At 73.4% G+C, this 24866-nt stretch carries 22 protein-coding genes; 13 read left to right on the top strand and 9 right to left on the bottom strand.

Annotation, left to right across the window (positions count from 1 at the left end; genetic code table 11):
* The first annotated feature begins 61 nt into the window (after positions 1 to 61).
* Entirely contained in the window at positions 62 to 661 is a 600-nt protein-coding gene (locus tag ABZW14_RS03425; protein ID WP_355339417.1) for a LysE/ArgO family amino acid transporter, read from the top strand.
* Positions 662 to 722: 61 nt separating this feature from the next.
* The gene (locus ABZW14_RS03420; RefSeq protein WP_355338984.1) at positions 723 to 2162 is read left to right on the top strand and encodes a GuaB1 family IMP dehydrogenase-related protein; all 1440 of its coding nucleotides are present in this window, start codon (positions 723 to 725) and stop codon (positions 2160 to 2162) included.
* A gap of 44 nt (positions 2163 to 2206) precedes the next feature.
* On the opposite strand, the gene ABZW14_RS03415 is transcribed toward ABZW14_RS03420, so the two are convergent.
* Positions 2207 to 2752 (bottom strand): TetR/AcrR family transcriptional regulator, encoded by a 546-nt coding sequence (locus tag ABZW14_RS03415; RefSeq protein ID WP_355338981.1) that lies wholly within the window; start codon positions 2750 to 2752, stop codon positions 2207 to 2209.
* Positions 2753 to 2844: 92 nt separating this feature from the next.
* Between ABZW14_RS03415 and ABZW14_RS03410 the strand changes: the two genes are divergently transcribed.
* The 3 genes from ABZW14_RS03410 (at position 2845) to ABZW14_RS03400 (ending at position 7186) form a co-directional block, all read left to right on the top strand.
* Positions 2845 to 3366, top strand: a complete 522-nt coding sequence (locus tag ABZW14_RS03410; protein WP_355339414.1) for a MarR family winged helix-turn-helix transcriptional regulator — start codon at positions 2845 to 2847, stop codon at positions 3364 to 3366.
* Positions 3360 to 5093, top strand: a complete 1734-nt coding sequence (locus ABZW14_RS03405; protein WP_355338978.1) for an ABC transporter ATP-binding protein — start codon at positions 3360 to 3362, stop codon at positions 5091 to 5093. The genes ABZW14_RS03410 and ABZW14_RS03405 overlap by 7 nt, the downstream gene beginning before the upstream one ends.
* 113 nt (positions 5094 to 5206) lie before the next feature.
* Positions 5207 to 7186: an ABC transporter ATP-binding protein gene (locus ABZW14_RS03400; RefSeq protein WP_355339411.1), complete on the top strand. Its 1980-nt coding sequence runs from the start codon at positions 5207 to 5209 to the stop codon at positions 7184 to 7186.
* Between the two features lie 46 nt (positions 7187 to 7232).
* On the opposite strand, the gene thrS is transcribed toward ABZW14_RS03400, so the two are convergent.
* Positions 7233 to 8465: a threonine--tRNA ligase gene (thrS, locus tag ABZW14_RS03395; protein ID WP_355339408.1), complete on the bottom strand. Its 1233-nt coding sequence runs from the start codon at positions 8463 to 8465 to the stop codon at positions 7233 to 7235.
* Positions 8466 to 8973: 508 nt separating this feature from the next.
* On the opposite strand from thrS, the gene ABZW14_RS03390 reads away from it, so the two are divergent.
* From ABZW14_RS03390 to ABZW14_RS03375, 4 genes are all read left to right on the top strand, one after another.
* Positions 8974 to 9588 (top strand): DedA family protein, encoded by a 615-nt coding sequence (locus ABZW14_RS03390; RefSeq protein ID WP_355338975.1) that lies wholly within the window; start codon positions 8974 to 8976, stop codon positions 9586 to 9588.
* 66 nt (positions 9589 to 9654) lie between these two features.
* Positions 9655 to 9846, top strand: coding sequence for a hypothetical protein (locus tag ABZW14_RS03385; RefSeq protein ID WP_355338972.1), 192 nt, complete (start codon positions 9655 to 9657; stop codon positions 9844 to 9846).
* Entirely contained in the window at positions 9843 to 10175 is a 333-nt protein-coding gene (locus ABZW14_RS03380; RefSeq protein ID WP_355338969.1) for a helix-turn-helix transcriptional regulator, read from the top strand. Before ABZW14_RS03385 ends, ABZW14_RS03380 begins: the two co-directional genes overlap by 4 nt.
* 98 nt (positions 10176 to 10273) lie before the next feature.
* Positions 10274 to 10957: a DUF998 domain-containing protein gene (locus ABZW14_RS03375; protein ID WP_355338966.1), complete on the top strand. Its 684-nt coding sequence runs from the start codon at positions 10274 to 10276 to the stop codon at positions 10955 to 10957.
* Here the strand turns inward: ABZW14_RS03375 and ABZW14_RS03370 are convergent.
* Positions 10935 to 12338 (bottom strand): NAD(P)H-quinone dehydrogenase, encoded by a 1404-nt coding sequence (locus ABZW14_RS03370; protein ID WP_355338963.1) that lies wholly within the window; start codon positions 12336 to 12338, stop codon positions 10935 to 10937. The two genes, ABZW14_RS03375 and ABZW14_RS03370, sit on opposite strands and share 23 nt — an antisense overlap.
* A 106-nt stretch (positions 12339 to 12444) precedes the next feature.
* On the opposite strand from ABZW14_RS03370, the gene ABZW14_RS03365 reads away from it, so the two are divergent.
* Entirely contained in the window at positions 12445 to 12900 is a 456-nt protein-coding gene (locus ABZW14_RS03365) for a gamma-glutamylcyclotransferase (protein ID WP_355338960.1), read from the top strand.
* A 72-nt stretch (positions 12901 to 12972) separates the two neighbouring features.
* Here ABZW14_RS03365 and ABZW14_RS03360 read toward each other — a convergent pair whose 3' ends face one another.
* The 4 genes from ABZW14_RS03360 to ABZW14_RS03345 are packed head-to-tail and all read right to left on the bottom strand — an operon-like array spanning position 12973 to position 16339.
* Positions 12973 to 13935: a GNAT family N-acetyltransferase gene (locus ABZW14_RS03360; RefSeq protein WP_355338957.1), complete on the bottom strand. Its 963-nt coding sequence runs from the start codon at positions 13933 to 13935 to the stop codon at positions 12973 to 12975.
* Positions 13936 to 13977: 42 nt separating this feature from the next.
* Positions 13978 to 14718: a hypothetical protein gene (locus tag ABZW14_RS03355; RefSeq protein WP_355338954.1), complete on the bottom strand. Its 741-nt coding sequence runs from the start codon at positions 14716 to 14718 to the stop codon at positions 13978 to 13980.
* 43 nt (positions 14719 to 14761) lie between these two features.
* Positions 14762 to 15703, bottom strand: a complete 942-nt coding sequence (locus tag ABZW14_RS03350; RefSeq protein ID WP_355338951.1) for a hypothetical protein — start codon at positions 15701 to 15703, stop codon at positions 14762 to 14764.
* Between the two features lie 6 nt (positions 15704 to 15709).
* Positions 15710 to 16339, bottom strand: a complete 630-nt coding sequence (locus ABZW14_RS03345; protein ID WP_355338948.1) for an MBL fold metallo-hydrolase — start codon at positions 16337 to 16339, stop codon at positions 15710 to 15712.
* Positions 16340 to 16461: 122 nt separating this feature from the next.
* Here ABZW14_RS03345 and ABZW14_RS03340 point away from each other — a divergent pair, with 122 nt between their 5' ends.
* On the top strand, positions 16462 to 17439 hold the full coding sequence (locus tag ABZW14_RS03340; protein ID WP_355338945.1) for a DUF4349 domain-containing protein: 978 nt from the start codon (positions 16462 to 16464) through the stop codon (positions 17437 to 17439).
* On the opposite strand, the gene ABZW14_RS03335 is transcribed toward ABZW14_RS03340, so the two are convergent.
* Both ABZW14_RS03335 and ABZW14_RS03330 read right to left on the bottom strand, forming a co-directional pair.
* Positions 17396 to 18655, bottom strand: coding sequence for an amidohydrolase (locus ABZW14_RS03335; RefSeq protein ID WP_355338942.1), 1260 nt, complete (start codon positions 18653 to 18655; stop codon positions 17396 to 17398). The genes ABZW14_RS03340 and ABZW14_RS03335 overlap by 44 nt on opposite strands.
* A 637-nt stretch (positions 18656 to 19292) precedes the next feature.
* Positions 19293 to 20876, bottom strand: coding sequence for a methylmalonyl-CoA mutase family protein (locus tag ABZW14_RS03330; protein ID WP_355338939.1), 1584 nt, complete (start codon positions 20874 to 20876; stop codon positions 19293 to 19295).
* A 205-nt stretch (positions 20877 to 21081) separates the two neighbouring features.
* Here ABZW14_RS03330 and ABZW14_RS03325 point away from each other — a divergent pair, with 205 nt between their 5' ends.
* Both ABZW14_RS03325 and ABZW14_RS03320 read left to right on the top strand, forming a co-directional pair.
* Positions 21082 to 23118, top strand: coding sequence for a protein kinase (locus ABZW14_RS03325; RefSeq protein ID WP_355338936.1), 2037 nt, complete (start codon positions 21082 to 21084; stop codon positions 23116 to 23118).
* Positions 23119 to 23167: 49 nt separating this feature from the next.
* A complete protein-coding gene (locus ABZW14_RS03320) occupies positions 23168 to 24832 on the top strand; it encodes a phospho-sugar mutase (RefSeq protein WP_355338933.1) in 1665 nt (554 codons plus the stop codon).
* Positions 24833 to 24866: the final 34 nt, after the last annotated feature.

Raw genomic sequence — 24866 nt, 5'->3', positions numbered from 1 at the left:
CGTGAAAAAGTTCAGTTGGACTGGCATGGGAGACCGCTCGTAGCGTCGTCGCGTGCCGCAGATCCTCGCCTCCGCCCTCGCCGGGCTCACCGTCTCCGCCGCCCTGATCGTCGCCATCGGGGCGCAGAACGCCTTCGTGCTCCGGCAGGGCCTGCGCCGGGAGCACGTCGTCCCGGTCGTCGCCATCTGCGCCGCGTCGGACGCCGTGCTGATCACCGCGGGGGTGGCCGGCATGGGCTCGCTGGTCGCCGATTGGCCCGGCCTCCTTGTGGCGGTCCGCTGGGCCGGGGCCGCCTTCCTGCTCGGCTACGCGCTGCTGGCGGCCCGCCGCGCGGTACGCCCCGACGCGCTCCGCCCGAGCGACCGCCCGCCGGCCACCCTCGGCGCGACCGTGCTGGCGTGCCTCGCCTTCACCTGGCTCAACCCGCACGTCTACCTGGACACCGTGCTGCTCCTCGGCGGCGTCGCGCAGCAGCAGGAACCCCGGTGGGCCTTCGGCGTGGGCGCCGCGGCGGCCAGCCTGCTCTGGTTCGCCGCGCTGGGCGTCGGGGCCCGCCGGCTGGCGCCGCTGCTCGCCCGTACCCTCGCCTGGCGGGTGCTCGACGGCGCGATCGCGGCCGTGATGGCGGCCGTGGCGGTGAGCCTGCTGCTCGGCGGCTGAGCCGGGGTGTTTTCCGTGACCATCAGCGGCGGCGGCGCGCCCGGCCAGGAATGATGGCCGGGTGCGGTTCCTACATGGCGCGACTCCCGCGCACGACCTGACCTACAACGACGTCTTCATGGCGCCCAACCGCTCCGAGGTGGGCTCCCGGCTCGACGTCGACCTGGCCACGGCCGACGGCACCGGCACCACCATCCCGCTGGTGGTGTCGAACATGACGGCGGTCGCCGGCCGGCGGATGGCCGAGACGGTGGCCCGGCGCGGGGCGATCGCGGTGATCCCCCAGGACATCCCGATCGAGGTGGTGGCCAACGTCGTCGCCTGGGTCAAGCAGCGGCACCTGGTGCACGACACCGCGATCACGCTCGGCCCGACGGACACCGTCGGCGACGCCATCCACCTGCTGCCGAAGCGGTCGCACGGCGCGGTGATCGTGGTGGACGAGGCCGGCCGCCCGCTCGGGGTGGTCACCGAGGCGGACACCGTCGGGGTGGACCGCTTCGCCCAGCTCCGGCACGTGATGTCGACCGAGCTGCACACCGTGCCGGCGGACGCGGACCCGCGTACCGGCTTCGACCGGCTCTCGGCGGGCCGGCGGCGGCTCGCTCCGGTCGTGGACGCCGAGGGTCGCCTCGTCGGGGTGCTGACCCGGTCGGGCGCGCTGCGCGCCACGCTCTACAAGCCGGCCGTGGACGACCGGGGCCGGCTGCGCGTCGCCGCCGCGGTGGGCATCAACGGCGACGTGACCGGCAAGGCGGCGGCGCTGCTGGAGGCCGGTGTGGACACCCTCGTGGTGGACACGGCCCACGGGCACCAGGAGCGGATGGTCTCGGCGCTGCGGACGGTCCGCAAGCTCGACCCCGGAGTTCCGGTGGCGGCGGGCAACGTGGTCACCGCCGAGGGGGTACGCGACCTGGTCGAGGCGGGCGCCGACATCATCAAGGTCGGCGTCGGGCCGGGCGCCATGTGCACGACCCGGATGATGACCGGCGTGGGCCGCCCGCAGTTCTCCGCGGTGCTCGACTGCGCCGCGGCGGCCCGCTCGCTGGGCCGGCACGTGTGGGCCGACGGCGGCGTACGCCACCCCCGCGACGTGGCGCTGGCGCTCGCTGCGGGCGCCTCGAACGTGATGATCGGCTCCTGGTTCGCCGGCACCTACGAGTCCCCCGGTGACCTCTACACCGACGCCGACGGGCGGCGCTACAAGGAGAGCTTCGGCATGGCGTCGGCGCGCGCGGTGAGCGCCCGGACCGCCGAGGACAGCGCGTTCGACCGGGCCCGGAAGGCGATCTTCGAGGAGGGCATCTCCTCGGCGCGGATGTATCTCGACCCGTCCCGGCCTGGCGTCGAGGACCTGATCGACGAGATCATCTCGGGGGTACGCAGCGCGTTCACCTACGCGGGCGCGCGCAACCTGGAGGAGTTCCACGAGCGGGCCCTGGTCGGCGTGCAGAGCACGGCCGGCTACACCGAGGGCATGCCGCTGCCGACGAGCTGGTGACCCGGCGGCCGGCCCCCCGCCGCAGCGGGACGGGGGCCCGGCCGTCAGGGGAAGAGCCGGCTGATGACGGTGCGGGCGGCGGCCTCCGAATCGGGGCCGACCCGGGGCGGCAGGGCGCCGGAGTTCCAGAGCGTGGCGAAGCCGTGCACGATCGACCAGGCCGCGAGCGCGTCGACGTCCGGCCCCCGGCCGGTGCGCCGGGCCACGCCGGTGCGCAGCAGCTCGCCGGCCCGGGTGCGGGCGGCCGCCACCTCGGGGTCGTCGGCCCGGTAGAGGTCGGGGCGGAACATCACCTCGAAGTGCGCCCGGTGCCGGACCGCGAACCCCACGTACGCCACCCCGGTGTCGATCAGGTCGTCGCCGGCGTCGCGCAGCGCCTCGGCCAGCAGCTCGAAACCCTGGGCGGCCAGCGCGGTGAGCAGCCCGGCCTTGTCGCCGAAGTGGTGGGCGGGGGCGGCGTGCGAGACGCCGGCCCGGCGGGCCAGGTCGCGCAGGCTCAGCGCGGCCGGATCGGACTCGGCCATCACCTCCACCGCCGCGTCGAGCAGGGCGCGGCGCAGATCGCCGTGGTGGTACGCGCGCTGGGTCATGCGCACCACCCTAACTTGCCATTGACAAGATGACGCATTCGAAAAATAGTTTGGGACCTTACCGTTCGGGGGCTAATCTAACGCCCGTGAACATGGGACCGCTCGTCCGCTTCCCCGACGCGCTGCAGCACGCGCCACTCGGCCGGCTCATCTCGATCGCCGGGCACATCGTCGAGCAGCACTGGGGCCGCTACCTCGCCGAGCACCACGGGCTCACCTCCGCCGGCATGCGGGTCCTGCTCGTCCTGCTGCGGGCCGGCGACAGCACCCACCGGGAGATGGCGGAGCGGTGCTTCGTCCGGCCGGCCACCCTCACCGGCATCGTCGACACCCTGGAACGCGACGGGTTCGTGGCCCGGCGCCGCGATCCCCACGACCGGCGCAGCGTCCAGCTCAGCCTGACCGACAAGGGCCGCGAACACGCCATGGCAATCATCGACCTCATCCACAGCAATCGGCCGCTGACCTCGGTCGACGCCGACCCGGCGAAGCAGGCCGTGATCCGGGAGTTCCTCACGGAAATCATCACGAGCATGTCCGACGGGGACCTTCGCCGGTTGAACCGGAACAGCGAGTCCGACACCGAAGACCCATCGGGGAGCCGTCCGTGCTGATCCGCCTGCTCCGTTTTCACCTGCGCCCGTACCGGCGGTTGCTGGCCGCGGTGGTGGCCTTCCAGTTCGTCGGCACGATGGCGTCGCTCTACCTGCCGAGCCTCAACGCCGACATCATCGACCGGGGCGTGGCGGTCGGCGACACCGACCAGATCATGCGTACGGGCGGCTGGATGCTGCTCGTCAGCCTGCTCCAGATCGCCTGCTCGATCATCGCGGTCTACCTCGGCGCGAAGACCGCGATGGGCTTCGGCCGGGACGTCCGGGCCGGCATCTTCGCGCACGTCAACAGCTTCTCCGCCCGCGAGGTGGCCCGGTTCGGCGCGCCCTCGCTGATCACCCGGAACACCAACGACGTCCAGCAGGTGCAGATGCTCGTGCTGATGAGCTGCACCATGCTCGTCGCCGCACCGATTATGAGCGTCGGCGGCGTGGTGATGGCGCTGCAGGAGGACGTGGGTCTCTCCTGGCTGATGCTGGTCTGCGTGCCGGTGCTGGCGGTCGCGCTGGGCCTGATCACCCGGCGGATGGTCCCCGGCTTCCGGCTCATGCAGACCCGGATCGACACCGTCAACCGCGTGCTGCGCGAGCAGATCACCGGCATCCGGGTGGTCCGGGCCTTCGTCCGCGAGCCGTACGAGACGGAGCGCTTCCGGGTGGCGAACACCGACCTGACCGCCACCGCCCTGCGGATCGGCCGGCTCCAGGCGCTGATCTTCCCGGTGGTGATGCTGGTGCTCAACGTCTCCAGCGTCGCGGTGCTCTGGTTCGGCGCCGAACGGGTGGACGCCGGCCAGATCCAGGTCGGCGCGCTCACCGCCTTCCTGCAGTACCTGATGCAGATCCTGATGGCGGTCATGATGGCCACCTTCATGCTGATGATGGTGCCCCGCGCGGCGGTCTGCGCCGAGCGGATCGTCGAGGTGCTGGACACCGAGTCGTCGGTGGTGCCGCCGGCCGAACCGATGATCGCGATGACCCGCCGCGCGGAGCTGGAGCTGCGCAAGGTCGCCTTCCAGTACCCCGGGGCGAGCGCGCCGGTGCTGCACGACATCTCGTTCCGGGCCAGACCCGGCCGGACCACGGCCATCATCGGCTCCACCGGCGCCGGCAAGACGACCCTGCTCACCCTGATCCCCCGGCTGGTCGACCCGACCGCCGGCGCCGTGCTGGTCGACGGGGTGGACGTGCGGCTGCTGGAGCCCGACGAGGTGTGGCGCCGGATCGGGCTGGTCCCGCAGCGGCCGTACCTGTTCAGCGGCACGGTGGCCAGCAACCTCCGCTACGGCAACCCGGATGCGACCGACGCCGAGCTGTGGGCCGCGCTGGAGATCGCCCAGGCCCGGGACTTCGTGGCGGAGATGCCGGGCGGGCTGGACGCGCCGATCGCGCAGGGCGGCACGAACGTCTCCGGCGGCCAGCGGCAACGGCTCGCGATCGCCCGCGCGCTGGTCCGCAAGCCGGAGATCTACCTCTTCGACGACTCCTTCTCCGCGCTCGACCTCGGCACGGACGCCCGGCTGCGGGCCGCGCTGAAGCCGGTCACCGCGGACGCGGTGGTGGTGATCGTGGCCCAGCGGGTCTCCACGATCGTCGACGCCGACCAGATCATCGTGCTCGAGGACGGGGGCGTCGTCGGGATGGGACGACATGAGGAGCTGCTGGTGACCTGCCCGACGTACGCCGAGATCGTGGCGTCCCAGCAGACGGCGGAGGTGACTGCATGACCGCCGTACCGGGGCAGAAGCCGGCGCCGGCACCCGGCCCGCAGGCCGGCGGCGGTGCGCCGCAGCGGTTGCCGGCGGCGGCCGCACGGCGCGGCGGCGGCGGGCCGCCGTGGATGGGCGCCGCCATGCCGGCGGAGAAGTCGATGAACTTCGGGCCGTCCGCCCGGCGGCTGCTGGGCCGCCTGCGGCCGCACCGGTTCTCGCTGACCGCGATCGTCACCCTCGCGGTGGCCAGCGTCGGGGCGACCGTGACCGGGCCGAAGATCCTCGGGCACGCCACCGACCTGATCTTCGCCGGGGTGGTGGGCCGGCAGATTCCCGCCGGCACCACTCCCGAGCAGGCGGTGGCCGCGGCCCGGGCGGCCGGCAACGACAACTTCGCCGACATGCTGGCCCGGATGAACGTGGTGCCCGGTGCGGGCATCGACTTCACCGCGCTGGGCCGCACGCTCGCCCTGGCGCTGGCCCTCTACGTGGGGGCCGGCCTGCTGATGTGGTGGCAGGGTTGGCTGCTCAACGGGGTGGTGCAGCGCACCGTGCTGCGGCTGCGCGCCGACGTGGAGGAGAAGCTCAACCGGCTGCCGCTGCCGTACTTCGACAAGCAGCCCCGGGGCGAGCTGCTGAGCCGGGTCACCAACGACATCGACAACATCTCGCAGACGCTGTCGCAGACGCTCAGCCAGCTGCTCAGCGCGCTGCTCACGGTGGTCGGCGTGCTGGCCATGATGGTCTGGATCTCGCCGCTGCTGGCGCTGGTCGCCCTGATCGCCGTGCCGCTGTCGGTGCTCGTCACCCAGCAGATCGCCAAACGGTCGCAGCGCCGGTTCATCGCGCAGTGGCGGCACACCGGTGAGCTGAACGGCATCATCGAGGAGACGTACACCGGCCACGAGCTGGTCAAGGTCTTCGGCCGGCAGCGCGAGGCACAGGCGGCCTTCGCGGCCAAGAACGACGAGCTGTTCCAGGCCAGCTTCGGGGCCCAGTTCATCTCCGGGATCATCATGCCGGCGATGATGTTCGTCGGGAACCTCAGCTACGTCGCGATCGCCGTGGTCGGCGGGCTGCGGGTGGCCTCCGGGTCGATGAGCCTCGGCGACGTGCAGGCGTTCATCCAGTACTCCCGGCAGTTCACCCAGCCGCTGACCCAGATCGCCTCGATGGCCAACCTGCTCCAGTCCGGGGTGGCCTCGGCCGAGCGGGTCTTCGAGGTGCTCGACGCCGAGGAGCAGACCCCCGACCGGCCGGCGCCGCCCCGGGTCACCGGCCGGGTCGAGTTCGAGCACGTCTCCTTCCGGTACGACCCGGACAAGCCCCTGATCGACGACCTCTCGCTGGTGGCCGAACCCGGGCACACGGTGGCCATCGTCGGCCCGACGGGCGCCGGCAAGACCACCCTGGTCAACCTGATCATGCGGTTCTACGAGCTGGACGCCGGCCGGATCACCATGGACGGGGTGGACATCAGCTCCCTGCGCCGGGACGAGCTGCGGAGCCGGATCGGCATGGTGCTCCAGGACACCTGGCTCTTCGGCGGCACCATTCGCGACAACATCGCGTACGGGCGGCCGACCGCCACCGACGAGGAGATCCGGGCGGCGGCCCAGGCCACCTTCGTGGACCGGTTCGTGCGCAGCCTCCCCGACGGCTACGACACCGTGATCGACGAGGAGGGCAGCAACGTCAGCGCCGGCGAGAAGCAGCTCATCACCATCGCCCGGGCGTTCCTCGCCGAGCCGTCGCTGCTCATCCTGGACGAGGCGACCAGCTCGGTCGACACCCGCACCGAGGTGCTGCTCCAGCGGGCCATGGCGGCGCTGCGCACCGACCGGACCAGTTTCGTCATCGCGCACCGGCTCTCCACCATCCGGGACGCCGACCTGATCCTCATGATGGACCAGGGCCGGATCGTCGAGCAGGGCACGCACGACGAACTGGTCGCCGCGAACGGCCCGTACGCCCAGCTCTACCGGTCGCAGTTCACCGGCGCGGCGATCGACGAGGAGGCCGCCGCGCCGCTGCCGGCCGGCGGACCGCCCGGACGGCCCGGCGGCGGGCCGCCCGGGAAGCCGGCGGCCGCGCCGGCCGGGCGCTGACGTGGACACCACGAGCAGCGAACCGGCCGGGGCGGCGCGCGGGCCGTCAGCCGGGCGGAAGCAGGTCGGCCGAGCGGGCGGCCACCACGGCGCCGACCAGCCCCAGCGCCTCGGCCGCCGGCATCGGGTCGAGCCCGCGACCGTCACGCAGGCGCAGCGCGACCGATCCGTCGGCAGCCTCCCGGCGGCCGATCACCCCGACGTACGGCACCTTCCGCCGGGCCGCGTCGCGGATCCGGGCGCCCAGCGAGCCGGCCGGCTCGACCTCGGCCCGCAGGCCGGCCGCCTCCGCCCGGCGGGCCAGCTCGAAGGCCGCGCCGGCCTGCCCGTCGTCCACCGGCAGCAGCACCAGCTGCACCGGGGCGTACCAGGCCGGGAAGGCGCCGCCGTGCACCTCGATGAGGTACGCGAAGAGCCGCTCCATGCTGCCGACCAGGCTGCGGTGCACCATGACCGGCCGTTTCCGGCGCCCGTCCGCGTCGGTGTACGACAGGTCGAACCGCTCCGGCTTGTCGAAGTCGAGCTGAATGGTGGAGATGGTGGACTCCCGGCCCGCCGCGTCCACGATCTGGATGTCGATCTTCGGGCCGTAGAAGGCGGCCTCGCCCGGGCCCTCGTGGTAGTCCACCCCGTCGAGCGCGGCGCGGAGCAGCTCCTCGGCCCGCGCCCAGTCGGCGTCGTCGCCGACGTACTTCTCCCCCGGCCCGCGCAGCGACAGCCGGAAGCCGGCCGGCCGCACGCCGAGCGCGGCGTGCGCCTCGCGGATCAGCCGGAGGATCTCGCGCACCTCGTCGCCGACCTGCTCCAGCGCGCAGAAGTTGTGCGCGTCGTTGAGGGAGATGGCGCGCACCCGGGACAGCCCGCCGAGCACCCCCGAGCGCTCCGCGCGGTACATCCCGCCGATCTCGGCGACCCGCAGCGGCAGCTCCCGGTAGGAGCGGCCCCGGGCGCGGAAGACCAGCGCGTGGTGCGGGCAGAGCGCGGGACGCAGCACGAACTCGTCGTCGGCGCTCAGGCGCATGGGCGGGAACATGTCGTCGGCGAAGTAGCCGAGGTGGCCGGACAACTCGAACAGCTCCCGTTTGCCCAGGGGCGGCGAGTAGACGTGCCGGTAGCCGGCCCGGCGCTCCAGCTCACGCACGTACTCCTCGACGGCGTGCCGGGCCGCGGCGCCGGCCGGCAGCCAGATGGGCAGCCCGGCGCCGGCCAGCGGGTCGGAGACGAACAACTCCAGGTCCCGGCCGAGCCTGCGGTGGTCGATCATGTCGCTCTCCTTGATCGGGTACGACCCGGAGGCGAGCTGACCCGGAACGCCGCGAGGCCCCGGAGCGGATCGCCCCGGGGCCTCGTCGACGGAAAGGTCAGTGCGGCGCGCCGGGGATACCCGGCGTCGTGGTCTCCACCGCGCTGCGCATGCGGCGACGGTACGCGCGGCGGCGCCACGGAGGCACCTGAATTTGGCGACGCACCCGGCGGTGGTGCGGTGGGGGCGGGTCGCCGGCACGGGACCTGCCGGCGACCCGCGGCGGCCCGGACGTCAGGAACGGGGGACCCGACGTCTCCGGAGCCGCGCCCCGACAACGGTACGCCGCGGATCGGCGATCTGCCGCCCGCCCCGGCGCGCGGCGGCGCGCCGGCTGGTCGTCACATTCGGCGGCGCCGCATCGTTGAACACCAGTGGCCTGCTGGTGTCGGCCGTCACCACCGGGCAGGGCTGTCCGCGGTGACCCGGGACACGCCGTCAGGCTCGGTGCGGTCGAACGGGGAACTCCGGCGAGGTGGCGGTCGTGGCCGAACTCATCTCTGATGTCGCGTCGCCCGCATGGGCGTACGCGGTGCTGCTCACCCTGCTGGTCGCCGACGCCTTCGTGCCGGTGGTGCCGACGCAGGTCGTCATGATCACCAGCGGGGCGCTGACCGTCTACGGCGGGCTCAGCCTGCCGCTGACCATCGCCGTCGGCGCGTTCGGCGTCTTCGCCGGCGACCTCGCCTGCTACCTGCTGGGCCGCACCGCCCCGGCCCGCCGCACGCCACGGCACTCGACGCCGGGACGGGCCCGCCGGGCCGCCGCCCGGGTCACCCGTGGGCTGCGCGAGCCGGGGCCACTGGTGATACTGCTCTGCCGCTTCGTGCCCGGGGGCCGGATGGCGGCCTGCTTCTCGGCCGGGCGCAGCCGCTACCCGTACCGCCTCTTCGTCCTCTACGAGGGCGCGGCGGCCACCTGCTGGGCCGCGTACGGGACGCTGGTCGGCCACCTCGGCGGCGCCGCGCTGACCCAGTCGGCGTGGCGGCTGCTGCTCATCGGCGGGGCGGCGGCGGCCGGGTTCGCGGGGGCGGGCTGGGCGATGACGGTGATCAGCGCCCGCAACTCCCGCCGCGAGGCCGAGGCGACGGTCGACTGACCTGGACATCTCCGACTCCGCGTGTCGGGCCGGGCGAGAGATATAAGCTGTACTTATATTGACCGTATGTGCGAGATCAGGCTGCATCCGGAGGTGGAAGCGTGGTTCCTCGATCTGTGCCGGACCGATCCCCTCACGGCTGACCTCGTGAGCGAAGCGATCGACCTGCTCGGGGAGCACGGCCCCGCGTTGGGACGCCCCCTGGTCGACCGCCTGAAAGCAGCGCACCTCATCAGCCTGAAGGAAGATCAGCAATGAGCGACGGAGTGAACTGGCGCGACGTCAAGGCCAAGGCCAGGGACATCGATCCCACGTGGGACGAACCCGATCGCGCGGCTCGGCGTGGACAGCTGCGGGAGCAGATGCTCGCCTCGGTCAGCGGCGCACAGCTCGCTGAGATCCGTAAGCAGTTGGGCATGACACAGACGCAGCTGGCCGAGGCGGCGGGTCTCTCCCAGGCGAGAATCAGCCAGATCGAGAACGGGGAGAGCACCAGTCTGGAGACGCTGAGGGCCTACGTGATCGGCCTCGGCGGGCACCTCGACGTCGTCGCCCGGATCGGGAACATCCAGCTCAACGTGGCCTGATCCCCCTCACCCGGAGCACCCGGTAGGGGGCGACCCCGGGATCGAAGTGGGTGGTGGTCCCCGATCCGTTTCGGGCGGTTCCGGCGACAGGCTGAGGCATGCCTGGAAACCGGAGCAACGGCCTGCTGGCCCTCGGCGGGATCGCCCTGGCGGCAGTGCTCGCCGTCCTCGGTCACCTCGAGGTGAACGACGACCTCAATCCCTGGTCGCTGACCGTCAGCGACTTCGCCGTCTCCGACCGGGGCGGCGTCATCGACACGGCCATGGCCGTGCTGGCCGCGGCCACCGTCGTCCTCCTGCCGGCGCTGCGCCGGGCCGGGGTGGGACGGCTCGCGACGGCGCTGCTGGTGGCCTGGTCGGCCGGTCTGCTCTCGGCCGCGATGGTGCCCACCAACGAGCCGGGGCTGCCCATGGACACCGCCGCCTACGTGCACCGGTACGCCTCGGTGGTGGCCTTCGTGGCCCTGCCGATCGCCGGCTGGCTGCTCGCCCCGCGGCTCGGCGGGCGGGCCGGCGGGTGGATGCGCGGGCTGGCCCTGACCAGCCTTGTGCTGGCCGGGGCCATGGTCTGGTCCGCCTACCCGGGCGACCGGCTGCTGATCGGCCTCGTCGAGCGCCTGCTCATCCTCACCGAGGTCGCCCTGCTCACGGTGGTCGCCGGCACCCTGCTCCGCCGCGGGACCGGCGAGGTGGCGGTGCCCCGACTCCGGGAACACCCCCACCTCGCCGAGCTGGCGATGCCGGCGCGGGACCGCGAGCTCACTCCAGTTCGTGGAGCATGAGCTGGCGGGCGGCCTCGGTGATCGAGCCGGACAAGCTCGGGTAGATGGTGATGGTCTGGGCCAGCTCGTTGACGGTCAGGTTGTTCTCCACCGCCATGGTGATCGGCAGGATCAGCTCGCTGGCCTTCGGCGCGACCACCACGCCGCCGATCACCTGGCCGCTGGCCGGCCGGCAGAACAGCTTGACGAAGCCGTCGGCCAGGTCGTCCATCTTCGCCCGGGCGTTCCCGGACAGCGGCAGCATCACCTGGCGGGCCGGGACCTTGCCGGCGTCGACCTCGTTCTGCGAGACGCCGACGGTGGCCAGCTCCGGGTCCGTGAAGACGTTCGCCGCGACGGTACGCAGCCGCAGCGGCCGGACCGCCTCGCCGAGCGCGTGCCACATGGCGATCCGGCCCTGCATGGCGGCGACGCTGGCCAGCAGCAGCACCCCGGTGCAGTCGCCGGCCGCGTAGATGCCGGGGACGTTGGTGCGGGAGACCCGGTCGACCGTGACGTAGCCGCCCCGGGCCAGCTCGACGCCGTACTCGGCGAGGCCCAGGTCGGCGGTGTTCGGGATCGAGCCGACCGCGATCAGCGCGTGGGAGCCGGCCACCACCCGGCCGTCGGCGAGCGTGACCTCGACGCCGTCGCCGATCCGGCGGACCGCCTCGGCCCGGGAGTTGTTGAGGATCGTCATGCCCCGGTTGCGGAACACCCGCTCGATCGCGGAGGCCGCGTCGGCGTCCTCGTGCGGCATGACCCGGTCCCGGCTGGAGACCAGGGTGACCTCGACCCCCATGGCCAGGTAGGCGCTGGCGAACTCGGCGCCGGTCACGCCGGAGCCGACCACGATGAGGTGCTCGGGCAGTTCCGGCAGGTCGTACACCTGGCGCCAGGTCAGGATGCGCTCGCCGTCGGGCACGGCGGTGGGGAGCTGGCGCGGGGTGGAGCCGGTGGCGATCAGCACGGTCGTGGCGGCGATCGAGTATTCCTCGCCGCCGCCGGCCGGGGTGACGATCACGCGGTGGGTGTGACCGAGGGTGTCCTCGCCGAGCCGGGCCGTGCCGGCGACGAACTCGACGCCGGCCTTGACCAGCTTGGCGTGGATGTCGGCGGACTGGGCCAGGGCGAGCCGCTTGACCCGCTCGTGCACGGCCCGGGCGTCGACCGTGACGGCCTCCAACCCGTCGGAGTGCACGCCGAACTCCTCGGTGTCCCGGTAGCCCGTCACTACCTCGGAGCTGGCGATGAAGGTCTTGGACGGTACGCAGTCGGAGAGCACGCAGGCGCCGCCGGCTCCCTCCGCCTCCACCACGGTGACATCAGCGTCCAGCTGGGCGGCGACCAGCGCCGCCTCGTACCCGGCCGGCCCTCCGCCGATGATCACGATCTGGCTCACAGCGTTCGCCCCTCGTCAGTGCTCACAGTGACTTTCTTCTCCCCGTCGCGCTCGACACGCACCGTCGTATTCTCCCCCACCCGCTGGCCGGGCTATCGTCATCGCCGTGCGTCTTTACGCCGCTTACGGCTCACACCTGGACCCCGCCCGCATGCGTGCCTACTGTCCGCATTCGCCGATGGTGGGCACCGGCTGGCTGGAGGCGTGGCGGCTCACCTTCGCGGGCGAGGACGTCATCGGCTGGGAGGGCTCGGTCAGCACGGTCGTCGAGTCGCCGGGTGACCGGGTCTTCGTGGCGCTCTACGACATCCACCCCTACGACGCGGCCCAGCTCGACGAGATCGAGGGCGTGACGTCCGGGACGTACCGGAAGCTGACCGTCCGCGTCTCGACGCTGGACGGGGACGTGACCGCCTGGGTCTACGTCTTCGACGGTTACGAGGGCGGCCTGCCGACGTCCTGGTATCTGTCGGAGATCGCGAACGCGGCCGAGAAGGCGGGCGCGCCGGACGACTACGTCACCGAGCTGCGGTCCCGCCCCACCGGCACCGCGTCCGCGTAGCGCGTCTCCCACCGCTCCAGTCTGCTCCGGCCGGTCGTCCGATCGGGCGCCGACCCCGCGCCGGGTCGCCTATCACACACCCGAGGCGGGGACGCTCCGCTCGTACATGTCGGTCCAGCGCGCCTCGACCAGTCCGACCGAGCGGTAGAGGGTGACCGGGGCGGTGGGGTTGGCCAGGTCGACACCGAGACCGGCCCCGGCCCGGCCCTTGGCGGCGTAGACGGCGAAGGCCCGGCGCAGCAGCGCCGCACCCACCCCGCGCCGCCGGTGGGCGGGCAGCACGGACAGCGTCCGGACCCAACCCATGTCCTGGTCCAGTGCCTGGTCGGAGGACTGGAGGGCGCCGGCCGGCTCCCCGTCGACCTCGGCCAGGAACCACTCGTCCCACACCTTCCCGTAGGAGGGGAGCTGCTCCCGCCACTGGTCGAAGCCGACCGGCTCGTAGTCGGGGGTGTCGCGGAAGGCGGTGTCGAAGATCCGGTGGAACAGCCGCAGGTCGGCCTCGTCGTCGGCGCGCAGCGGCCGGACGGTCACCCCGGCCGGGGGCGCCGGCTCGGCGGGCAGGTCGGCGAGGGGGCGGGTCATCCGGATGTACCGCTTGAGCCGGGTGAAGCCGGCCCCGGCCAGCTCCTCCGCCCAGCGGGTTTCCGAGGCGAAGACGCCGGTCCGGACGGTGAGGGCGGGCAGGCCGCGCTCGGCGGCCCGCTCGGCGACCCGGTCGAGCAGCCGGGCCAGCAGCGGGGCGCGCAGGTCCGCGGCGCGGTCCGGATCCACCGAGACGTCCACCCACTCCCGGCCCACGCCGGTGGGGTTGCTCAGGATCGCCCAGGCCACGGCGGTGCCGTCCGGGTCGGTGACCAGCCACGAGTCGCGGGCCGGGTCGACGAAGGGCGCGGTGAGGGCGTCCCGGACGTCCTCCGCGTCGAAGTCGGGGTAGCCGACGGCGAAGGTGTCGGCGGCGTGCACCACCGCCAGGATCGCGGGCACGTCGTCGAGGGTGGGGCGGCGGGCCGTCCAGCCGGCGGGAATCGTCACGCGGCAGATCCTGGCAGCCGTCCCGGCGACCGCGCTCCCCAATTATCCGCCGCGGACGTGCAGCCGCGCGGCGGTGAGCAGGTTGAGCAGTTCCGCGCCCTCGCCGGGGCCGAGCGCCCGGAACGCCGGGGACACCAGCCGGTCGGTCACCGCCTCGGCCCAGAGCCGCCGCCGTACGAGGGGCCCCACCGGCGGGTACGGCGGCGACCAGCCGCACGCGGCCGCCCCGGCGTCCCCCTCCGGCCCGGCCAGCACCGCCTCCAGCGGGGTCATCCCGGCGGCCCGCACCGCCAGCAGGTACGCCCCCGCGAAGTGCTCGCGGAGCAGCAGCAGCGCGACGGCCGCCTCGGCGCCGGGCGTGGGATCGTCGACCGGCATGGCCCGCCAGGCGGCGAAGAGCGGCATGCCGCTGCCGTCGGCGGCGTCGACCACCCTCCGCAGCAGCCCGGCGAGGCGGGACGTCTCCGGAGCGTCGCCCAGGTTGGTCGCGCCCCACCGGCAGCACTCGGCCAGGTTCGCGCCGGCCACCTCCAGCGGCGGGACGGTGCGCACGGCGGCGTCCCAGCCGTCGGCGACGGCCTCCGGGGCGATGAACCCGAGCGCCGCGGCGACCGTCTCGGCGCGGACGTCACCGAGCGCACCGGCCCGGCCGGTGATGTAGAAGGCCCAGCCGGAGATGCCGAGCAGCCGGGCCCGGCGCAGCGTCGACGGGCAGCGGGAGAATGCCTCCCCGAGCTCCAGCACCAGCGGCTTGCTGGCCGCGGCGACCTGCTCCGGGGTCATCGGCGGCCCACCACCGTCCGTCCACCGTGGTCATCCATCACGGTCAGTCTGCCTCGGGGTCATCCTCCGCGGCATCCCCCTCTTCGGCGTCCAGCGCCTCCAACGCGGCCTCCACCTCGCCGGTGCGCCGGCGGGCCGCGGTGAGCGACCGTTCCGCGCCGCGACGGGCCAGCTTGGCCCGGCTCAGCTCCTGCTCTGCCGCGGCCCGGCGGCGTTCCAGCTCGGCCAGTTCGGTCTCGATGCGGTCCAGCGTCGCCACACCGTCCCGTTCCGCGTCGGTGGCCTCGGTCAGCTCCGCCTCGGCCCGGTCCTGGTCGTCGCGGGCCTTCGCCAGCTCTCGTTCCACGGCCCGGCGGCGCTTCGCCCGCTCGGCCCGGGCCGCCCGATCGGCGGCCCGCTGGTCGCGCGTCCGCCGGGCCTCGGCCCGCTCGGCCGCCCGGTCGGGTACGGCGGGTTCCTCCTCGCCACCGCCGGTGACCAGCCGCAGCTGCGGCCGGGGCACCTCGCCGAACCCGGCGTAGTGGGTGGCCCGTAGGAGCCGGCCGGCGCGTACCTGTTCGGCCACCTCGGTGTCGGAAAGCGCGGCGTTCAGCGTCGCCTCGACCTCACCGAGCGGCAGTTTCCCGGCCGGCGGGGCGGCCGGCTCAGCGGCGGCCAGCTTGCGTACCTCGGCGACCAGCGCCCCCACGACGGCCCGGCGCTGCGCGGAGAGTTCGCGGAGCCGGCCGCCGCGCAGCTCGCGCTGGGCCGAGCGGAGCGACTCGGCGAGCTGGGCCAGGTCGGCGACCAGCTCCGGCCGGCGGATGGCGAGCAGGTTGACCAGCCAGGCCGCGACGGTGGGCCGACGCAGCTTGCCGATCTCCCGGGCGCCCTTCGGGTCACCGGCCCGGCGCGCCTCGGCGACCGCCTCGTCCCGGGCCGCGACGAACCGGTCCGGCGGCGTCGCGTAGAGCCGCTGGACCAGGTCGGGGGGTGGACCGGCCATCCGTGCTCAGGCGTCGATCCGGGTGCCCGGTTCCAGGCGCCGGTACTCGGTCTTCGACAACGCGGTGTACTGCCGGTCGAGCACACCGAAGCCGTTCTCGTTGAGCAGCGCGTCGTGCAGCGCGAACGCCCGGCGCGGCGCGACCGCCCGAATGAAGTCGACCACCTCGGAGAACTTCGACCAGGGCGCGTGGATCGGCGCGAAGAGGGTGTCCACCTGAACCTCGTCGGGCACCACGAGCGCGTCGCCCGGGTGGTAGACGACGTCGTTGAACAGGTAGCCCAGGTTCGGGACGACGGGGATGTCCGGGTGGATGACCGCGTGCTGGCCGCCGTACGCCCGGACCGCCACCCCGGCGGCGGTGAACGACTCACCGGGCATGACCACGTTCAGCGCCTCGGCGGCGTCGCCGAGGACCCCGGCGAGTGAGCCCGGCCCGTACACCGGGGCCGGTCGCCGGGACAGCGCCCGGGTCAGCGCCTCGACGTTCACATGGTCCGGGTGCTCGTGGGTGATGAGCACCGCGTCCGCCCCGTCCAGCGCCGCCGGATCGCTGAAGACTCCGGGGTCCACGACCAGCACTCCCCCGTCGTGCTCCAGCCGCACGCAGGAGTGGGCGTACTTGGTGAGGTGCATCGTGACTCCTCGATTATCGAATCGTGACGTCCTCAGCGCAGTCTGCCGGAACCGGCGCGGTGTCGCGTCGCGTCCGACGTATCGGTCCCGCAGCGGGGCCGACGAGGGATCGGAGCGCGCAGATGAGGATACGGGACAGCCACCGCCGGGGCCCGGCGCTCGCGGCGGCCGGGCTGCTGGTGGTGCTGGCCGCCGGGGCGTGCAGCTCGGACGGCGGGGGGACCGACAACACGGGCTCGGCCGCGCAGCCGCCGGCGGTGGCGGGCGGGGACGCGGCAGGTGGGGACGCGGCGGCGCGGGACCAGGGCGCGCCGGAGAAGGCGCAGTCCGGTGCGGGTGGCGCCGACCTGCGGGTCGACCAGCGGGCGATCATCTACACCGGAACGCTGCAGGTGCGGGTGGACGACGTGGAGCGGGCGGCCCGCGAGGCGAGCACGGCGGCGACGGCGGCCGGCGGGTTCGTCGGCGGCGACCAGCGCAACAGCGACTCGGCGGACGCCCGGGCCGAGCTGACCCTGCGGGTGCCGGCGGAGCGATTCACCACCGTGCTGGATGCGCTGACCAGGTTGGGTAAGCAGGAGCGGCGCGAGGTGCGGACCGAGGACGTCACCGAGGAGACCGTCGACCTGGACGCCCGGATCGCGACCCAGCGGGCGCGGGTGGACAGCGCCCGGCGGCTGCTGGCCCGGGCCACCTCGATCAACGACCTGGTCACGCTGGAGAACGAGGTGGGCCGCCGCGAGGCGGACCTCGCCTCGCTGGAGGCCAAGAAGCGCCGGCTCGGCGACCTGACCGCGCTCTCCACCATCACGGTGACCTTCGTCGGCCCGGAGGCCGCGCCCCCCGGCGACGAGGAGGAGGACCTCGGTTTCCTGGCCGGGTTGCGCGGTGGCTGGTCGGCGTTCCTGGGCTCGCTGCGGGTGGCGCTCACCGTGCTGGGCGCGGTGCTGCCGTTCGCGGTGGCGATCGGCGTGCCGGTGGCGCTCGCGCTGGCCCTGACCCGCCGGCGTCGCCGTACGCCCCCGGGCGAGGCGGCGGTGCCGGACGGCCCGGTGCCTAGCGGGCCGCCGCCAGTGCCCGCAGCGCGGTCTGGACCATGAGGCGGACGCCGACCGGGATGGCACGCTCGTCCACGTCGAACGAGGCCCGGTGCAGGTCCACGTTGGGCCCGTTCCGGCCGACGCCGAGGCGGGCGAGCGCGCCGGGCACGTGCTCCAGGTACCAGGAGAAGTCCTCGCCGCCCATGCTCTGCGGGGTCTCCGCGATGCCCTCGGGGCCGAGCGCGGCGGCAGTGGCGGCCGTGAGCACGCCGATGGCCCGGGCGTCGTTGGTCACCGGCGGACGGCCACGCAGGTACTCCAGGTCGACGGTCGCGCCGGTGGGTGCGAGGACGTCCCGCACCACCTGCGCCACGATCTTCGGGGCCTGATCCCAGGTGTCCCGGTCCATCACGCGCAGGGTGCCGGCGGCGCACGCCTCCGAGGGGATGACGTTGTAGCGGGTGCCGGCCGAGGCGTGGCCGAACACGAGCAGCAGCCCGCTGTTGGCCGGCACCCGGCGGCTGACCAGGGTCGGCACCTCGGTGACGAGCCGGCCGAGCGCGTCGACCAGGTCGACCGTCAGGTGCGGGCGGGCGGTGTGCCCGCCGGGGCCGGTGAGCCGAACGGTGACGTTGTCGGCGGCGGCGGTGATGGGGCCGACCCGCAGGCCGACCTTGCCGACCGGCAGGTTCGGGTCGCAGTGCACCGCGAAGATCTGCACCACGTCGTCCAGGCCACCGGCCTCGATGACCTCCAGCGAGCCGCAGGGCAGGATCTCCTCGGCGGGCTGGAAGATGAGCCGCACCCGGCCGTCGAGCTGGCCGAGGTCGGCGAGCTGGGCGAGCAGCATGCCCACGCCGAGCATCACGGTGGTGTGCACGTCGTGCCCGCAGGCGTGGCAGATGCCGTCCACGGTGGACCGGTACGGCACGTCCTTCGGGTCGCTGAGCGGCAGCGCGTCGATGTCGGCGCGGAGCGCGATCACCGGGCCGTCCGGTCGCCCGTCGATGTCGCAGATGACGCCGTTGCCCTTGGGCAGCAGGCGCGGCTTCAGCCCGGCGAGGGAGAGCTCGCGGTGGACCAGGGCGGCCGTCTCGAACTCCTCGCCCGACAGCTCGGGGTGGGAGTGGATGTGACGGCGGGTGGCGATGAGGCCGGGTACGCGCAGGGCGAGCAGATGGTCGAGCTCCAGGGGCAGGGGCTGGGACCCGGTCGGCGCCTCCGGCCAGGACGATGCCAGCGGGCTGCCTGACGGCAGCGTCAACGCACTCGTCACGTCGAATTCTCGATCACTAGAGATGGATGGATCATCGGGGAGAACAGCAGACAGCCTAGACCTCCGGCGGTGACGCTGCGCAACATCTTTCGCGTAGCGGTCGGACCGCGCAGCGTCACGAATGCCCTGGTGAGAGGGCCCGAATATCTGCGGGACAGCAGGTAGATCGCGGTCGAACGCCGTCATCTGCCCCACCCCTCCTACAACGCGTAACCGATTCAACGGTCACCAAATCCGGGGCCGTCGTTCCGAATTGTCGCATTAGTCGCGGCAATTAACTGCCGCTCGGACAATTGCGTGACACGGTCGGCGGTCGGACGGCTCCACACGGTGACATGACGGCCCCGAGTGCGACCGCACATGCTGTCCGTCCGGTTCCCCGACCGGGTTACCCGCATTCCTGATCCGCACACGCGAGCCGGCTCCGGCCACGCTGCCCGACGGCCCCGGGAGCGGCGCCCGGGCGGCGGCGCCCGGGGAGGATCCGCGCCGAGCCGTCACCGCCCCCGCCGCATGCGGGAGACCATCGACTGTACGCCGTCCCTGCGGCGTACGCCCAGGTCAGGGCGGTCGGGAACGCGACGGCGGCCCGCGCCGGACACCGTGCGGGGTGCCGGCGAGGGCCGCCGTCGGCTGCTCAGAACCGGTCGCTGGGCCGGTAGATCCCCCACACGTCGCGCAGCGTGCCGCACACCTCACCGACGGTCGCCCGGACCCGCAGCGCCTCCCGCATCGGATACAGCACGTTGGCGTTGCCCTCGGCCGCGGACCGCAGCTCGGCCAGTGCCCGCTCGACCGTCCCGGAGTCCCGCTGGGCGCGCAGCTTGGCCAGCCGCTCCGCCTGGCCGACCTCGATGGCCGGGTCCACCCGCAGCGGCTCGTACGGCTCCTCCTCGTCGATCTGGAACCGGTTGAGCCCGACCACCACCCGCTCACCCGAGTCGATCTCCTGGGCGATCCGGTACGCGGACTGCTCGATCTCCCGCTTCTGGAAGCCGGCCTCGATGGCATCGACCGCCGAACCGTGGTCGAAGACCCGCTGCATCAGCTCGTCGGCGGCCGTCTCCAGCTCGGCGGTCATCGCCTCCACCACGTACGACCCGGCGAACGGGTCGACGGTGGCGGTCAGGTCCGTCTCGTACGCCAGCACCTGCTGCGTACGCAGGGCCAGCCGGGCCGCCTTCTCGGTGGGCAGCGCGATCGCCTCGTCGAAGCTGTTGGTGTGCAGCGACTGGGTGCCGCCGAGCACCGCGCCGAGGCCCTGCACCGCCACCCGGACGAGGTTCACCTCCGGCTGCTGCGCGGTGAGCTGCACGCCCGCCGTCTGGGTGTGGAACCGCAGCATCATCGACTTCGGGTTCTTCGCCCCGAACTCGTCCCGCATCAGCCGGGCCCAGATGCGCCGGGCCGCCCGGAACTTGGCGACCTCCTCCAGCAGGGTCGTGCGCGCCACGAAGAAGAACGACAGCCGGGGTGCGAAGTCGTCGACGGCCAGCCCGGCGGCGAGCGCCGCCCGGACGTACTCCACGCCGTTGGCCAGGGTGAACGCGATCTCCTGCGCGGGCGACGCGCCGGCCTCGGCCATGTGGTAGCCGGAGATGGAGATGGTGTTCCACTTCGGCACCTCGGCCCGGCAGTACGCGAAGGTGTCGGCGACCAGCCGCAGCGAGGGCTTCGGCGGGAAGATGTACGTCCCCCGGGCGATGTACTCCTTGAGGATGTCGTTCTGGATGGTGCCGTTGAGCGCCGAGCCCGGCACCCCGGACTCCTCCGCCACGAGCTGGTAGAGCAGCAGCAGCACCGAGCCGGGCGCGTTGATGGTCATCGAGGTGGAGACCTTGTCCAGCGGGATCCCGTCGAAGAGCGTCCGCATGTCCTCGATGGAGTCGATGGCCACACCGACCTTGCCGACCTCGCCGTGCGCGATCGGGTCGTCGGAGTCGTACCCCATCTGGGTGGGCAGGTCGAAGGCGACGGAGAGGCCCATGGTGCCGGCGCGCAGCAGCTGGTGGTAGCGGGCGTTGCTCTCCGTGGCCGTGCCGAAGCCGGCGTACTGCCGCATCGTCCACGGCCGGGAGGTGTACATCGTCGGGTAGACACCGCGGGTGTACGGGTATTCGCCCGGGCCGCCCAGCCGGGAGTCCAGGTCCTCCGGAAGGTCGGCCGCCGTGTAGACGCCCTTGATCGGGAAACCCGACTCGCTTGACCGCGCTTCGCTCATTACCGGATGGTAGGACGCGGTCGCCGATCGTTGGGTGAGGGATACCGCACACCGCGACGGCGCGCATCGACCGGAGGTGAGTACCTGGCCACTTACGGTCGAGTAGGTAAACGTCCGCCGCGTCGGGTTTCGCATCGGGCGTCGGAACCAGCAAGATAGGGGAGTTGTGTCCCAGCCCCCCTCGATATCCCCCGGTGGCTTTTCTGTGACTCAGATCCCGACGTGGAGCGGCGGACCCGCAAGTCCCCCCACTGGACGCGCAGCACCCGGCACCACCATCGGCGGTCGCTACTCGCTGCGGTCGCCCGTGGGCAACGGCGGCATGGGCACGGTCTGGCGTGCGACAGACACACTGCTGCGTCGCGACGTGGCGGTGAAGGAGGTCGTCCTTCCGCCGGGGCTCGCCCCCAGCGACCGCGACGCGCTGTACGAGCGGACCCTCCGCGAGGCCCGCGCCGCCGCCGCGATCCAGCACCCCGCCGTGGTCCAGGTCTACGACGTGGTCACCGAGGGTGGCCGTCCGTGGATCGTGATGGAGCTGCTGGACGCGCGCAGCCTGGCCGACATGGTGATCGAGGACGGGCCGGTCGCGCCCCGCGCGGTCGCCAAGATCGGCATCGCGCTGCTCGGCGCGCTGGAGGTGGCGCACGCGATCGGCGTGCTGCACCGCGACGTCAAGCCGGCCAACGTGCTGATCTGCACCGACGGCCGGTGCGTGCTGACCGACTTCGGCGTGGCCCGGATGCCCACCGACGTGCAGCTCACCACGCCCGGCATGGTGCTGGGCTCACCGCACTTCATCTCCCCCGAGCGGGCCATGGGCCAGGATTTCGGCCCGCCCAGCGACCTCTTCTCGCTCGGCGTGACGCTCTACACCGCCGTGGAGGGGCGTCCGCCGTTCGACAAGGGCGACCCGATCGAGACCATGCACGCGGTGGTCGAGGACCCGCCGGCCACCCCGCAGCGCAGCGGCCCGCTGACCCGCGTGCTGATGGGCCTGCTGGAGAAGGACCCGGCCCGCCGGCTGGACGTGCACACCGCCCGCGGCATGCTGCGCGAGCTGCTGGCCGGCCCGTTGACCAGCACCGCCACGGCGGTCAACTCGGTCACCGACCCGTACGCCGTGGTGCCGGTGCAGAGGCCGTCGACGCCGCCGGCGATCATCACGCCCGAGCCGAAGCCGAGCGGCCAGATCGGCGGCCGGGCGATGATCGCGCCCGGCGAGTCGCTGACCGACCGGCTCGCCGCCCTGCGCCGCGGTGAGCGGCCGGAGTCCACGGCGGCCGGAGCGGCCGCGCTCGACGAGACCAGCGCCGACGCGCTGGCCGGCCCGCTGCACACCCCGACCGGGGCGATGTCCCCGGCCGGCGTGGCCCCGGAGGCCACCCAGCGCATCTCACCCGACGCCACCCAGCGGCTCGGCCACACCGCGGCGCCGGACGCCACCCAGCGGGTGCCCGGCCACCCGGACGCCACCCAGCCGGTCTACGGCCGGGGCGCCGACACCACCCAGCCGGTCTACGGCGGCAACCAGTGGTCGGTGCCGGGCACCGGCCAGCCCTGGACGACGGCCCCGGGCGCCGCGCCGGCCGGCGGCGGCGCACTCGGCCGGGCCAAGGGCGCCGGTGGACAGCTCGTCAGCCGGGTGAAGGGCTGGCCGCGCAAGGTCCAGCTCGCCGCCGCCGGTGGCGTGGCCGTGCTGCTCCTCGTCGGCGTGATCGCCCTGACCGGCGGCGGCGACGACGCCCCTCCGCCGATCGTGGGCGCGCTGCCCTCGTCGTCGGCCGAGGCCCCGCCCGTGGAGATGCAGGCGCAGTCGGTCAAGGGCGTCAACATCCAGGTGCCGAAGGGCTGGGACCGGAAGACCGGCGGCGTGTTCGTCGATTTCGTCGACCCGGACACCGAGGGCCGCAAGGTGCGCATCCTCGCCGAGGACTGGAGCGGCACGTCCGTCAGCTGGGCCGAGTTCGCCTCCCGCAACCTGCGGGACAAGAGCAAGTCGTGCGCCAAGCCGTACGAGCAGCTGGCGATGAGCGAGCCGACGCTGGCCGGCAAGGCGGCCGCGGAGTTCGAGTACACCTGCGGCGACGGCGACGCGAAGCGGCACGGCATGTGGCGCGGCGTGGTGCAGGACGGCAAGGTCTACTCGTTCTACCTGACCGCCAACGAGGCCGACTTCGCCGCGAGCAAGCCGATCTTCGAGGCGATGGCGCGCTCGTTCCAGCTCACCGGAGCCAACTGAGTCGAGGCCGACGGCCGGTGGTGATCCGCCGCCATGCTTTCATGAGGCAATGGCGGCGGACACCACTGACCTTGACGACCTTCGCGCCCGGGCCGAGCGCTGGCTCGACGACGACCCCGACCCGGCCGACCGGGACGAGCTGCAAGCCGTCCTCGCCGGTCTGCCGGGCACCGCGCCCGAGCTGGCCGACCGGTTCGCCGGCCCGCTGACCTTCGGCACCGCCGGGCTGCGCGGCCCGCTGCGCGCCGGCCCGAACGGCATGAACCTCGCGGTGGTCACCCAGGCCGCCGCCGGGCTGGTCGGCTGGCTAGCGGCCCAGGGCGGCGAGGGCCCGCTGGTGATCGGGTACGACGCCCGGCGCGGCTCCCGGGCCTTCGCCGAGCGGACCGCCCAGGTGGCCACCGGCGCGGGTCGCCAGGCCCTGCTGCTGCCCCGCCCGCTGCCCACCCCGGTGCTGGCCTTCGCGGTGCGGCACCTCGGCGCGGTGGCCGGCGTGATGGTGACGGCCAGCCACAACCCGCCGCAGGACAACGGCTACAAGGTCTACCTGGGCGCGCAGCTCGGCGGGGAACTGGGCGCGGGCGCGCAGATCGTGCCGCCGGCCGACGCCGGCATCGAGGCGGCCATCCGGGCGGTCGGCCCGCTGGCCGAGGTGCCGCTGGGCCCGGCCGGCCAGATGCTCGGCGACGACCTGGTCACCGGGTACGTGGAGTGGGCCGCCGCGGTGGTCGACCCGGCCGGCCCGCGGGACCTGAAGGTGGCGTACACGCCGCTGCACGGGGTGGGCGCCGCGGTGCTGACCGCCGCGTTCGCGCGTGCCGGTTTCGCGACGCCCGGCGTGGTACCGGAGCAGGCCGAGCCGGACCCGGCCTTCCCGACGGTCAACTTCCCCAACCCGGAGGAGCCGGGCGCGGTCGACAAGCTGGTCATGCTCGCCGGCACCACCGGCGCGGACATCGCCATCGCCAACGACCCGGACGCGGACCGATGCGCGGTGGCCGTGCCGGCGGACGGCGGCTGGCGGATGCTGCGCGGCGACGAGGTGGGCGCGCTGCTCGCCGACCACCTGATGCGGCGCGGGGTGACCGGCCTCTACGCCACCACCATCGTCTCGTCGACCCTGCTCCGGGCCATGACCGCGGCTCGCGGCCTGCCGTACGACGAGACGCTGACCGGGTTCAAGTGGATCGTCCGGGCCGGCGGCGGCCGGGAGCCCCTGGTGTTCGGCTACGAGGAGGCGCTGGGCTACTGCGTCGCGCCGGAGCACGTCCGGGACAAGGACGGCATCACCGCCGCGCTGACCGTCGCCGAGCTGGCCGCCGGCCTCAAGGCCGAGGGCCGGACGCTGACCGACCGGCTGGACGAGCTGGCCGCCGAGTTCGGCGTGCACCACACCGACCAGCTCTCGGTCCGGGTGGACGACCTGCGACTGATCGCCGAGATGATGACCCGGACCCGCGCGGCCACCCCGGCCGCGCTGCTCGGGCACCCGGTCACCGAGGTGTCCGACCTGCTTCCCGAATCGGACGTGGTGATCCTGCGCACCGACGCCGCCCGGGTGGTGATCCGCCCCTCCGGTACCGAGCCGAAGCTCAAGGCGTACCTGGAGGTGGTCGAGCCGGTGACGGACGGCGACGTCCCGGCGGCCCGCCGCCGCGCCCAGGCGGCGGTCACGGAACTCCGCGGAGAGATCGCCGCCGCCCTCGGCATCTGACCCGCGCCCGCTCTGCGGCGATCATGAAGCTGGC

Origin of the sequence: Micromonospora sp. NPDC004551 (genome assembly GCF_040609975.1) — a bacterium.
In the GTDB taxonomy this organism is placed as follows: Bacteria; Actinomycetota; Actinomycetes; order Mycobacteriales; family Micromonosporaceae; genus Micromonospora.
The sequence above is the reverse complement of the archived record's forward strand: the minus strand, read 5'-3'. Positions and strand labels throughout refer to the sequence as shown.